This window comes from Ruegeria sp. K11 (assembly GCF_056531905.1).
Window position 1 is genome coordinate 132,503 of record NZ_JBQFMP010000011.1, and the last position, 11,890, is coordinate 144,392.

Consider the following 11,890-nt stretch of genomic DNA (forward strand, 5'->3'; position numbering starts at 1 on the left):
ATGGAACGTGCCCTTACCCTGTCCGACTGGTCCTTGATCCAAAGCTTTCTGTCCGTGGCCGAGACCGGCTCACTTTCGGCGGCGGCCCGAAAGTCCGGCCGCAGCCAACCCACCCTTGGTCGTCAGATTCAGGCCCTTGAGGCGGAGTTGGGCGTGTCGCTGTTTGAACGACACGCGCGTGGATTGAAGCTTAGCCCCGTAGGGTCGCAACTGCTGCCGATGGCGCAACAGATGCAGGCAGCCATAGGAGCCATCAGCCTGACCGCTGCAGGGCAGTCCCAGCAATTGGAAGGCACGGTGCGTATCACCGCTTCGGTCTTTGCATCCCACCACCTTCTGCCACCCATCCTCGCCACGATCCGCCGCGAAGAACCCGCGATCCAGCTGGAGCTGGTGGCGACCGACACCAGCGAAAACTTGCTATACCGCGAAGCTGATATCGCGGTGCGGATGTATAGGCCCACGCAAGTGGACATCGTGTCAAAATACCTGGGCGACGTGAAATTCTGCTTCTGCGCCGCAAGCTCGTATCTGGACCGGTGCGGACGACCCGAAACACCTGAGGAACTGTTCACGCATGATCTTGTTGGCTTCGATGCCAATGAGCTGATCATCAACAAGATGCGGGATCGGGGCTGGCCTATCAGCCGCGACAGCTTTGCAACCCGGTGTGATCTGCAAAGCGCCTATTGGGAGCTTATTCGCGCCGGTTGTGGCGTTGGTCTGGGCCAATTGCAGGTTGTCGAGGCCGATCCGGCGGTCGAGGTCGTTTCACTGGGTGTGGAGATCCCGATCCTGCCAGTCTGGTTGGCCGCGCCACAGGCGATGCGTCAAACCCCGCGCATTCGCAGGGTCTGGGATTTGCTGGCGCACGGCTTGAAAGCCAGCTTGTGACGGTCACAGCGCGCCGGTGTAAGTTCCACGGGGCGGATAGTTGTTGCCAAGGGTGAATTTCAGCCCGCCCACGATGTCCGACGTGGAAGGTCGCCCAAACGGTGTGGTTTGCTGCCACGCATAATACAACGTCTGGTCGGGGGCGATGTAGAAATGCCCGGGCTCAGCAAACAGGTCGGGCTCGGTACTGCCTTCGCGCGCCTTGGAAATGTTCAGACCCCATGCCTCGCGCGCCTGTGCCAGCGGCAAGCCATGGCCAACACGCAGACGCGACACTACTGCTTTTTCGGCGGTCTCGGCAGCGCGTTCGGCAGTGTCGGTGGTGATCATAACAACCTCGACTCCCAACTCGGCAAAATCATCCAGTGCGGCCTCGATTTCGCCCATCTGCCGGATGCAGATCGGACAATGCAGGCCGCGAAACTGGATCACCAGAGTCCCGTTTTCACCCTTGTCACGTTCAAGATCGAAGTCACCATGGGCAACCGTTTCAATTTTCAGCTCAGGAACCGGATTTCCGGGTGTCAGCATGTGTTTTCCTCGTCGTTTGGCGGGTTCGTCTCATTGACCCGATGCGATGCAGACGCTAGGGCCAATGCAACAAAACGCAAGGAGACCGTCTATGTCCAACCCCTCGCTCCTCATCCTGCCCGGAGACGGAATTGGCCCGGAAGTTATGACCGAAGTGCGCAAAATCATCGACTGGTTCGGTGACAAGCGCGGCCTTCACTTTGACGTGAGCGAGGATCTGGTCGGCGGCGCGGCCTATGACGCGCATGGCACGCCCCTGACGGACGAAACCATGGCCAAGGCGCAAGAGGTCGACGCGGTTCTGCTTGGTGCCGTTGGTGGGCCGAAATACGACGATCTGGATTTCAGCGTGAAACCCGAACGCGGCCTGCTGCGGTTGCGCAAGGAAATGGATTTGTTCTCCAACCTGCGTCCTGCTCAGTGCTTTGACGCGCTGGCGGATTTCTCGTCGCTTAAGAAAGACGTGGTCGCGGGCCTCGACATCATGATCGTGCGCGAGCTGACCTCGGGTGTCTATTTCGGCGAACCGCGTGGGATTTTCGAGGAAGGCAATGAGCGCGTGGGCATCAACACACAGCGCTACACCGAATCCGAGATCGAACGCGCCGCACGTTCGGCCTTTGAACTGGCGATGCGCCGGAACAAGAAACTGTGCTCGATGGAAAAGGCCAATGTGATGGAATCGGGCATCCTGTGGCGCGAGGTTGTGACCCGTGTGGGCGAGGATTACCCGGAGGTCGAGCTGAGCCATATGTATGCCGACAACGGCGCGATGCAGCTGGTACGCGCGCCCAAGCAGTTCGATGTGATCGTTACAGACAACCTGTTTGGCGATCTGCTGTCCGATTGCGCGGCGATGCTGACTGGTTCGCTGGGCATGCTGCCCTCGGCCTCGTTGGGCGCGCCGATGGCCAATGGCCGTCCCAAGGCAATGTACGAACCCGTTCATGGCTCGGCCCCAGACATTGCCGGTCAGGGCAAGGCCAATCCGATCGCCTGTATCCTCAGCTTTGCCATGGCGCTGCGCTATAGCTTTGATCAGGGGGATGAGGCAGGTCGTCTGGAAACCGCGATCGAGAAAGTTCTGGCTGACGGTGTCCGCACGGCAGACCTGTTGGCGGAAGAAGGCGTCGAACCGGTATCGACCTCGGAAATGGGCGATGCGATTGTCGCCGCGCTGGACGAAAGCCTCTGAAAGTCAAAAGGCGGTGCCATGCGCACCGCCTTTTTACGATCCTCAGTTGCCAAAGAGATTATTCAGCAGGTTGTTGATCGCATTTTCGAACCCATTGCCCTGACGCCGCCGGGGCTGACTGGGTTGAGGGGTGCGCACCGGCGGGTCCGGTGCCGCCATCGGCAGCGGCGTGGGCGTCATACCTTCGGTCACCCGCAGCATCGTCTCTTTCCAGATTTCCGCCGGCAGCCCCCCGCCCGTTACGCCGGACAGCGGAGTGTTGTCGTCGTATCCCATCCAGACACCGGCCACATAGTCTGCGGTGAACCCCACAAACCAAGCATCGCGCGCGGCCTGAGTCGTGCCGGTTTTGCCGGCAACCTGCCATCCGGGCAGTTTCGCCCGCCCACCGGTGCCTTCGGATACCACACGCTCCATCATCCAGGTCAGTTGCCTGGCCGCTTTGTCATTGATGACCCGCTCGCCGATTCCGGTGGTTGTTACCATTACGGGCGTCTCGTCTCCCAACAACTTGAGCTCGGTGAGGCCGTAAGGCTCGACCGCCGAGCCTCCGTTCAGAATACCCGCATAAGCGCCCGTCATCTCGATCAGCGTGCTTTCCGACGCGCCCAGCGCAAGCGCCGGACCTTCGGCCAGATTGCTGGCGATTCCGAATTCACTTGCGACTGTGCGCACGTTTTCAAGGCCCGAAATCTCGGCCACCTTTACGGCGGGAATATTCAGCGAGTTCTTCAACGCATCAGCCAGCGTCACGCGGCCATAAAACTTGTTGGTGTAGTTCTTGGGGCACCACTGACCGGACCCCGGAATGTCGATGCAATAGGGCTCGTCCATCACCGTATCCAACGGAGAATAACCCAGCTCCAGTGCGGTGGCATAGACGAACGGCTTGAAGGAGGATCCCGTCTGCCGCAGCGCCTGGGTCGCGCGGTTGAAGGCCCCGGACACGCGGGTCTTGCGACCGCCCACCATGGCGCGCACGGCCCCGTCGGCCGACATCACAACAATCGCAGCCTGCGCCTTGGACCCTTCGCGAACCTTTTCCTGAAAGATGAATTTCAGCGCCTCTTCTGCCGACTGCTGAATGCGCTGGTCCAGCGTTGTCTGGATCACCACATCCTCGGTCGTGTTGCGGGTAAAGAACTCGGGCCCGCTGGCCATGACCCAATCAGCAAAATACCCGCCTGCCCGCGCTGCAGCGGCGTCCGACAGCACAGCCGGACGGCTACGTGCCTCGCTGGCCTGCGCCGCAGTCAGATAGCCCTGATCCTCCATCAAACCGACAACCAATCGCGCCCGGTCCTGCGAACGCTGCAGATTGTTTGTCGGTGCATAGCGTGTCGGCGCAACCAGCAGCCCGGCCAACATGGCGGCTTCTGCAGGTGACACTTCGGCCGCAGAGATACCGAAATAGCGCTGACTGGCCGCCTCGAACCCGCGGGCGCCTGCCCCCAGGAACGCGCGGTTGAGGTAGATCGTCAGTACCTCGTCTTTCGTATACTTGACCTCCATCGCCATGGCATACACGGCCTCTTTGGCCTTGCGCCATAACGAGCCCTGACGGCAATCGGATTCATACGCGGCCTCTGATTCCCATTCGTCGGGCTCATATGGCACACCCAGACACAAAAGCTTTGCGGTCTGCTGAGTGATGGTGGAACCGCCATGACCCGACAAAGGCCCGCGCCCTTCGCTAAGGTTGATGCGGACAGCGCTGGCTACTCCGCGTGGGCTGACACCGAAATGGCGGTAAAACCTTTTGTCTTCTGTCGCAATCACCGCGTTCCTGAGATGCGGCGACACCGTATCCGCTGTGATCACCCCGCCAAACTGATCGCCGCGCCAGGCAAATACTTTGCCGTCACGATCCAGCATCGTAACCGACCCGCGGGCTCGACCGTCCAGCAGGGCGTCAACATCGGGCAAAGTGGTATAGACAACCCCAATCGCCAGTGCCAACAGCAGGCCACAAACCGCCCCGACCCGCCAGGTCACGCCCCAGAACAGACGCCACAGCCACCTGAACATCCGTCGGAAGATGCCCCCGCCCCCGCCGGATTTACGGCGTGTCTTTTTGCGCGTGGTCCGACGAGTCGTCGTCTTGCGCGCCGTGGATTTCTTTCCCGCAGGCTTGGTCGTGCGCTTGGGGGCGGCTTTCTTCCGCCCTTTCGACGGGTACCTTTTATCCGCGACAAGCGGTGTCTTGCGGCGCCTGGACTCAGTCATGCTCAAACTCTGCCCGATTTTACTTTTGGGGCACCATACCCTGCCTTCGTGCTGGTGTAGAGGTGCGAAATGTCTGCAATTCCCCTTCCTCGTTTCGCACAATATTTAATCATATCGCAATTTTTGTGCAAAAATTGTGCAACTTTGCCGCTTTTTCACGCAGCCCCCCCTTAGGAAACCGTTCCATACCGCGTCTGACCGCGCTTTTTTCTGCAGGTGCAAACACGCCGGACAGACCGGGGAACCAGAGGGGATCAACGTGAAACTGATCATTGCGACAATCAAGCCGTTCAAGCTCGAGGAGGTGCGCGAGGCACTGACCCAGGCAGGCGTGCGCGGCATGATGGTGACCGAAATCAAGGGCTTCGGCTCGCAATCCGGTCACACCGAGATTTATCGCGGCGCGGAATATGCCGTGAACTTCGTGCCCAAGATCAAACTGGAGATCGTGGTTCCTGCCACGATGGCCGACCAGATCGTCGAAACCATCACCAAAACCGCCAAGACCGGCAAGATCGGTGACGGCAAGATTTTTGTCCTCGATGTCGAGCAGGCGCTGCGCGTGCGGACCGGGGAAACCAACGAGGAAGCGCTGTAAGCGCCGCCGCTCAACACTATCCGAGGAAGACACATGAACCTGATGAAATCCCTCATTCCTGCTGCCGCGATTGTCGCGCTGCCGCAGATGGGCCTTGCGCAAGAGGCCGCCGCCGGCGAGACCGCGCAGCACACGCAATATATCCTGACTTCGCTGCTGTTCCTGATGGGCGGCTTTCTGGTGTTCTGGATGGCAGCCGGATTTGCCATGCTCGAAGCTGGTCTGGTGCGGTCCAAGAACGTGGCCATGCAGCTGGTCAAAAACATGGGCCTCTTTTCCTTTGCCGCCATCATGTACTGGCTGGTGGGCTTCAACCTGATGTATCCCGGCGATGCGTGGATCATCCCCGGTATCTTCGGCTCGATCTCGCCCACATCGCTAGAGCCGGTAGGCCTTGCGGGTGTTGAAACCGATCTGTCCTATGCCTCTGTCGGCTCGGACTTCTTCTTCCAGCTGATGTTCTGCGCCACCACCGCTTCGATCGTGTCGGGCACCGTGGCCGAGCGGATCAAGCTGTGGCCCTTCTTCATCTTCGTGATCGTCCTGACCGGCGTCATCTACCCGATCGAGGCGTCCTGGCAGTGGGGCGGCGGCTGGCTGTCCGAGATGGGCTTTAGCGATTTCGCAGGCTCGACTCTGGTCCATGCCGCAGGTGGTTTTGCTGCGCTGGCCGGTGCCATCGTACTGGGCCCGCGGATCGGCAAGTACAACAAAGAGGGCAAGGTTGTTCCGATCCCCGGTTCGAATCTGGCGCTGGCCACTCTGGGCACGTTCATCCTGTGGCTGGGTTGGTTCGGCTTCAACGGCGGCTCGCAGCTGGCCATGGGAACCATCGGTGACATGGCCGATATCAGCCGTATCTTCGCCAACACCAACATGGCAGCTGCAGCTGGTGCCGTCGCCTGTCTGATCCTGACGCAGGTTATGTATGGCAAGGTCGACCTGACCATGGTGCTGAACGGCGCGCTGGCCGGTCTGGTCTCGATCACCGCTGAACCGCTGGCTCCGTCGCTGTTCCAGGCGCTGATCATCGGTGCAATCGGTGGCGTGATCGTGGTCTTCACTGTCCCAATGCTGGACCGTATGAAGATCGACGACGTGGTCGGTGCCATCCCGGTTCACCTGATCGCAGGCTTCTGGGGTACGTTCATCGTGGCTTGGACCAACGGCGACGCGTCTTTCGTGACCCAGATCATCGGCTTTGCGGCCATCGGCATCTTTGTCTTCGTGGTCAGCTTCATCCTGTTCTCGATCCTCAAGGCCACCGTTGGCCTGCGGGTTGGCGAGGAAGAAGAGATCAACGGTCTGGATATGGGCGAGCTGGGTATGGAAGCCTACCCGGAATTCTCCAAGGGTTAAGATCTGAGAAAACAAGTCAGAGGCCGGGCATTTGCGCCCGGCCTTTTTCGTCTTGCAACAAAAAAGCCGCGCTGAAAGGCGCGGCTTTTGGTTTGCGATGGCCGGGATCAGACGCCGACATCTACAATCGCCTTGGCCAGAACCGGAACGGTATTGGCGTTCAGACCGGCGATGTTCAGGCGGCTGTCGCCCACCATATAGATGCCGTGATCGTTGCGCAGTTGTTCGACCAGTTCCGGGGCCGCCCCCAGACGCGAGAACATTCCGCGATGCTGAGCAATGAACCCGAACCGGTCCGAGCCGCTGAGGCGCTGTAATTCATCGGCCAGGTTCTGACGCAGACCCAGCATGGACAGCCGTACTTCTTCCAGTTCAGCAGCCCAGTCGGCGCGCAGGGTGTCGTCGTTCAGGATCGTGGTCACCACGCGTGCGCCGTGATCGGGGGGGAAGGAATAATTCTGACGGTTCAGGAAGGCCAGCGTAGACTGGTTCAGCGCGGTCTGCGCTGCATCATCGCTGATCGCCATCAACAGGCCCGTGCGTTCACGGTACACTCCAAAATTCTTGGAACAGGACGCCGCAATCAGACACCGTTTGACGGATGAGACCACCAGTCGGGTCGCCTGCGCATCCTCTTCCAGACCGTCACCAAAGCCCTGATAGGCAATGTCGATCATCGCGACGAGGCCAAGTTCGTTGATGACGTTCACAACTTCCTGCCACTGGACCAAATTCAGATTGGCCCCGGTCGGGTTGTGACAGCAGCCATGCAGCAGCACGACATCGCCCGCCTTGGCGGTTTTCAGATCGGCGATCATGCCGCCGAAATCGACGCCGCGGGTTTCGCCATCAAAATAGCGATACTGGACCGTCTCCATGCCCAGATAATTCAGGATCGACAGGTGGTTCGGCCATGTGGGGTTCGACACGAACACGCGGGCCTCAGGGTTGGCCATGCGGATCATCTCGAACGCCTGACGGCAGGCCCCGGTGCCGCCCGGCGTTGCCACGGCGGCGATATTGGCGCGGGGCACGGACGTCCCGAGGATCAGACCGATCATCGCATCGGCAAAAGCCGGATCACCGGCCAGACCGGTATAGGCTTTGGTCTCTTGCTCTTCGACCAGACGGCGCTCGGCGGCTTTGACCGCGCGCATCACGGGGGTCACGCCTTCGGCATTCTTGTAGACGCCGACGCCCAGATCGATCTTCTGATCGCGCGGGTCGTCGCGGTACATCTGCATCAGCGCCAGAATCTTGTCGGCAGGTTGGGGTTTGAGGTTCTCAAACATCAGGTCTCTCCGGTTGCGACGGGCAGGGTCGGGAAGGCACCCCATTCAGCCCAGGAGCCGTCATAAAGCGAGTGGTCTTTCTTGCCCATGCGTTCCAACGCAAGGCTGAGGATCGCGGCAGTTACACCCGAGCCGCAGGAGGTGATCGCGGGTTTCGACAGGTCGACCCCGGCACCCTCGAACACGGCGCGACAGTCTTCGGGCGACTTCATCGTGCCGTTCTTATTTAGCAATTGACCAAAAGGCACGTTGCGCGAACCCGGAATATGACCCGAGCGCAACCCCTCGCGCGGCTCGGGCGCGGCCCCGGCAAAGCGGTCGGCCGCGCGGGCGTCGATGATCTCATGATCGCCCAGCTTGGCAGCGGCTGACACTTGCGTTACGTCGCGCACCAGATGGTTCTGCACGCGAACGGTCATATGGCGGTCGCGGATCACCGGCGGCAGGTCTTCGATCGCGCGCCCTTCGGCCTGCCATTTCGGGAAACCGCCATCCAGCACGGCGATATTATCCTGACCCATCAGCCGGAACAGCCACCAGACGCGCGCGGCAGACATCAGCCCGGCCCCGTCATAGACCACCACCTGATGGCCGTCGCCCACGCCCATCGCCCGCAGGCGCGACATGAACTTCTCAACCGGAGGGGCCATATGCGGCAGGTCCGAGCGGTGGTCCGAGATATCGTCGATGTCAAAGAACCGCGCGCCGGGGATATGGGCTGCGTCATACTCGGCCCTGGCATCACGGTTCTGCGCGGGCAGGTACCATGACCCGTCCAGAACCCTCAGATCGGGGTCCTTGAGATGTGCGGCCAGCCAGTCCGTGGATACGAGGGTTTTCGGATCGTCCTGCATCAAAGCCTCCCCTGAGCGAGCTTGATTTTTCCCTATACGGGCAGGGAAACAGGTTCAACCTATTCCGGGGCCCGACGCAGCCGGAAATACTGAATAATCCCGATCAGGCTGATCAGAATCCAGAACCCTTCGATCAGCATCGAGGCCAGATTGAAATTGTGGATCAGAGAATAGACGATCAGCACCGACCCCAGCAGGTTGACTACCGGAAAAGCCAGATCGTCGGAATTCATCATCCGCATCTGCGTCGCAAAATACGCGGCCACCACGATCAGCGCCCCGAATGAGCCGATAGCGTCAGCGATGGTCAGGCTGTCAAAGAATGTCGTCATGAATGCGCCGTGCCGTTTTCAGAATACTCGTTGTTCTGGGCGTAGTGATGCATGTTCAGAAACACCGCACCCTGCGCGCCCGCGCGGTATCCATGGGGTATGTCAGCGGCAAAACGCAAGCCCTGTCCGGCCTGCAGAGGCACCCAGTCCTGACCGCGCAGAATGTCGAGCACTCCGGACAATACAAAAACCTCTTCGGTCACGCCTGCCGCGTGGGCGGGCGACTCGTGGCTCTGGTTCGGGCGCAGGCTGACGTGAAAGGTCTCGGCCCCCAGCGCAGGGTCATAGGGAAAGACAATTTTGACCTCGATACTGCCCGGGAAGGTGACCGTCTGAAACACCGTGGCCTCGCTTCTCACGGGGTCAATCAGTGCGCTGAGCGGCAGTTGAAACCCTTTGGCGATCTTCCACAAGGTTGCGATCGTTGGGCTGGATTCGCCGCGTTCGATCTGGCCAAGCATGGCTTTGCTCACGCCGGTCAACTCAGCCACTTTCGACAGGCTCAGCCCCGAGGCCGCCCGCACGTCCCGTAGTTTCAGCGTAATCTCGTCCGGTGCCATATCGTCGTCTTCCGAATCCTCTTGTGCGTTATAGCGCACATGTGATACGTGCGCTATAACGCACAAACCTGAAGACATGCAACCCGAGGCAATAGGGAAACAGCATCATGCCACTCTACCGTTCCAGAACCTCAACCCATGGCCGCAATATGGCCGGTGCGCGCGGCCTGTGGCGCGCCACGGGCATGGGCGACGACGATTTCGGCAAGCCGATCATCGCCATCGTCAACTCGTTCACCCAATTCGTGCCCGGCCACGTTCACCTGAAGGACCTTGGCCAGATGGTCGCGCGCGAGGTTGAGGCTGCGGGCGGCGTTGCCAAGGAATTCAACACCATCGCGGTGGATGACGGCATCGCCATGGGTCATGACGGGATGCTGTATTCGCTGCCCTCGCGCGAGGTCATCGCGGATTCGGTGGAATACATGGTCAACGCTCATTGTGCGGATGCGATGGTTTGCATCTCGAACTGCGACAAGATCACCCCCGGCATGCTGATGGCCGCGATGCGTCTGAACATCCCAGCGATCTTTGTCTCGGGCGGGCCAATGGAGGCGGGCAAGATCGACATCGCCGATCTGGACGCCAAGAAGATCGACCTTGTGGACGCCATGGTCGCCGCCGCCGATGACCGGTTCACCGATGAGCAGGTCCAACATATCGAAGAAAATGCCTGCCCCACCTGTGGGTCGTGCTCGGGCATGTTCACCGCGAACTCGATGAACTGTCTGGCCGAGGCGCTGGGTCTGGCCCTGCCGGGCAACGGCTCGACCTTGGCTACGCACTCAGACCGGAAAGAGTTGTTCCTTGAGGCCGGTCGCCGTATCGTCGAGATCACCAAGCGCCATTATGATCTGGACGAAAAAGGTTTCCTCCCGCGCGAGATCGCCACGTTTGATGCGTTTGAAAACGCCATGTCGCTGGATATCGCCATGGGTGGCTCGACCAACACCGTGCTTCACTTGTTGGCCATCGCGCATGAGGGCGAGGTCGATTTCACCATGAAGGACATGGATCGCCTCAGCCGCCGCGTCCCATGCCTGTGCAAGGTCGCGCCCAACACCGAAAACGTGCATATGGAAGACGTGCACCGCGCCGGAGGTATTTTCTCGATCCTTGGCGAGCTTAGCCGCGCGGGGCTGTTTCATGAGCATTGCAATACAGTCCACTCCGGCACGATGGGCGAAGCGATTGCCAATTGGGACATCAAGGTCGCCAACAACCCAAAGGCCCAGGACCTGTTCAAGGCCGCGCCGGGTGGCGTACGGACGACTCAGGCCTTCAGCCAATCGAACCGGTACAAGGAACTGGACACAGACCGCGAGGGCGGCGTGATCAGGTCCAAGGAACACGCGTTCAGTCAGGATGGCGGTCTGGCCGTGCTGTTCGGCAACATCGCGCGCGACGGCTGTATCGTAAAAACGGCGGGCGTGGACGCGAATATCCTGCAATTCACCGGCTCGGCCTATGTCTGCGAAAGTCAGGATCAGGCGGTGAACGACATTCTGACCGGCAAGGTGAAAGAAGGCGACGTGGTCGTCATCCGCTACGAAGGTCCGCGCGGCGGACCGGGGATGCAGGAGATGCTGTACCCGACTTCATACCTGAAATCCAAAGGTCTGGGCAAAGCTTGCGCGTTGCTGACCGACGGGCGTTTCTCGGGCGGCACCTCGGGTCTGTCCATCGGTCATGTCTCGCCGGAGGCCGCCGAAGGTGGTGAGATCGGGCTGGTGCAAACCGGCGACAGGATCGAGATCGATATTCCCAACCGAACGATCCATCTGGCCGTCTCCGATGAGGAACTGGCCGCCCGGCGCGAAACGCAGGATGAAATCGGCTGGCAGCCTGCCGCACCGCGCAAGCGCAAAGTGTCAACCGCGCTCAAAGCCTATGCCAAGCTGACCACCAGTGCCGCCAAAGGCGCGGTCCGTCAGGTGTAAAGCCAAAACGGGGGCACTCCCGCACCCGCTGCGTGCCATCGGCTCCGCCGATACCCCTTGCGGCATTGGGCCGGGCGCCGCGCAAAGCGCGGAGATCGGAAGAGCACAC

11 protein-coding genes are annotated in these 11,890 nt (G+C 60.4%); 5 read left to right on the forward strand and 6 right to left on the reverse strand.

Annotated features, from left to right (window positions below; all coding sequences use genetic code 11):
- A complete protein-coding gene (locus tag ACR0K4_RS17705) occupies window positions 1-894 on the forward strand; it encodes a LysR family transcriptional regulator (protein WP_480855032.1) in 894 nt (297 codons plus the stop codon).
- A 3-nt stretch (window positions 895-897) separates the two neighbouring features.
- Here ACR0K4_RS17705 and ACR0K4_RS17710 read toward each other — a convergent pair whose 3' ends face one another.
- Window positions 898-1,425, reverse strand: a complete 528-nt coding sequence (locus tag ACR0K4_RS17710; RefSeq protein WP_480855033.1) for a redoxin domain-containing protein — start codon at window positions 1,423-1,425, stop codon at window positions 898-900.
- A gap of 91 nt (window positions 1,426-1,516) precedes the next feature.
- On the opposite strand from ACR0K4_RS17710, the gene leuB reads away from it, so the two are divergent.
- Entirely contained in the window at window positions 1,517-2,620 is a 1,104-nt protein-coding gene (leuB, locus tag ACR0K4_RS17715) for a 3-isopropylmalate dehydrogenase (RefSeq protein ID WP_480855035.1), read from the forward strand.
- A gap of 42 nt (window positions 2,621-2,662) precedes the next feature.
- Here leuB and ACR0K4_RS17720 read toward each other — a convergent pair whose 3' ends face one another.
- The gene (locus ACR0K4_RS17720; protein ID WP_480855037.1) at window positions 2,663-4,846 is read right to left on the reverse strand and encodes a transglycosylase domain-containing protein; all 2,184 of its coding nucleotides are present in this window, start codon (window positions 4,844-4,846) and stop codon (window positions 2,663-2,665) included.
- Between the two features lie 259 nt (window positions 4,847-5,105).
- Between ACR0K4_RS17720 and ACR0K4_RS17725 the strand changes: the two genes are divergently transcribed.
- A complete protein-coding gene (locus ACR0K4_RS17725; RefSeq protein WP_480521659.1) occupies window positions 5,106-5,444 on the forward strand; it encodes a P-II family nitrogen regulator in 339 nt (112 codons plus the stop codon).
- A gap of 33 nt (window positions 5,445-5,477) precedes the next feature.
- Window positions 5,478-6,803, forward strand: a complete 1,326-nt coding sequence (locus tag ACR0K4_RS17730; protein ID WP_480521658.1) for an ammonium transporter — start codon at window positions 5,478-5,480, stop codon at window positions 6,801-6,803.
- A gap of 107 nt (window positions 6,804-6,910) precedes the next feature.
- Here the strand turns inward: ACR0K4_RS17730 and ACR0K4_RS17735 are convergent, their stop codons facing one another.
- From ACR0K4_RS17735 to ACR0K4_RS17750, 4 genes are read right to left on the reverse strand one after another with little or no spacing between them, the layout of a single operon-like run.
- Window positions 6,911-8,095 carry an amino acid aminotransferase gene (locus tag ACR0K4_RS17735; protein ID WP_480855038.1) on the reverse strand — a complete coding sequence of 395 codons (1,185 nt, stop codon included), beginning with the start codon at window positions 8,093-8,095 and terminating at the stop codon, window positions 6,911-6,913.
- Window positions 8,095-8,949: a 3-mercaptopyruvate sulfurtransferase gene (sseA, locus tag ACR0K4_RS17740; protein ID WP_480855039.1), complete on the reverse strand. Its 855-nt coding sequence runs from the start codon at window positions 8,947-8,949 to the stop codon at window positions 8,095-8,097. The genes ACR0K4_RS17735 and sseA overlap by 1 nt, the downstream gene beginning before the upstream one ends.
- A gap of 59 nt (window positions 8,950-9,008) precedes the next feature.
- Window positions 9,009-9,281: a CBU_0592 family membrane protein gene (locus ACR0K4_RS17745; RefSeq protein ID WP_480855040.1), complete on the reverse strand. Its 273-nt coding sequence runs from the start codon at window positions 9,279-9,281 to the stop codon at window positions 9,009-9,011.
- Window positions 9,278-9,841, reverse strand: coding sequence for a helix-turn-helix domain-containing protein (locus ACR0K4_RS17750; RefSeq protein WP_480855042.1), 564 nt, complete (start codon window positions 9,839-9,841; stop codon window positions 9,278-9,280). Before ACR0K4_RS17750 ends, ACR0K4_RS17745 begins: the two co-directional genes overlap by 4 nt.
- A gap of 107 nt (window positions 9,842-9,948) precedes the next feature.
- On the opposite strand from ACR0K4_RS17750, the gene ilvD reads away from it, so the two are divergent.
- Window positions 9,949-11,781, forward strand: coding sequence for a dihydroxy-acid dehydratase (gene ilvD / locus ACR0K4_RS17755; RefSeq protein ID WP_480521653.1), 1,833 nt, complete (start codon window positions 9,949-9,951; stop codon window positions 11,779-11,781).
- The last annotated feature ends 109 nt before the right edge of the window (window positions 11,782-11,890 follow it).

Bases quoted from the DNA above. Each gene is read 5' to 3' on its own strand.
- ACR0K4_RS17730 (WP_480521658.1), top strand. From the start codon at position 5,478: ATGAACCTGATGAAATCCCTCATTCCTGCTGCCGCGATTGTCGCGCTG.
- ACR0K4_RS17745 (WP_480855040.1), bottom strand. From the start codon at position 9,281: ATGACGACATTCTTTGACAGCCTGACCATCGCTGACGCTATCGGCTCA.
- ACR0K4_RS17710 (WP_480855033.1), bottom strand. From the start codon at position 1,425: ATGCTGACACCCGGAAATCCGGTTCCTGAGCTGAAAATTGAAACGGTT.
- ACR0K4_RS17750 (WP_480855042.1), bottom strand. From the start codon at position 9,841: ATGGCACCGGACGAGATTACGCTGAAACTACGGGACGTGCGGGCGGCC.
- ACR0K4_RS17735 (WP_480855038.1), bottom strand. From the start codon at position 8,095: ATGTTTGAGAACCTCAAACCCCAACCTGCCGACAAGATTCTGGCGCTG.
- sseA (WP_480855039.1), bottom strand. From the start codon at position 8,949: ATGCAGGACGATCCGAAAACCCTCGTATCCACGGACTGGCTGGCCGCA.
- leuB (WP_480855035.1), top strand. From the start codon at position 1,517: ATGTCCAACCCCTCGCTCCTCATCCTGCCCGGAGACGGAATTGGCCCG.
- ilvD (WP_480521653.1), top strand. From the start codon at position 9,949: ATGCCACTCTACCGTTCCAGAACCTCAACCCATGGCCGCAATATGGCC.
- ACR0K4_RS17705 (WP_480855032.1), top strand. From the start codon at position 1: ATGGAACGTGCCCTTACCCTGTCCGACTGGTCCTTGATCCAAAGCTTT.
- ACR0K4_RS17720 (WP_480855037.1), bottom strand. From the start codon at position 4,846: ATGACTGAGTCCAGGCGCCGCAAGACACCGCTTGTCGCGGATAAAAGG.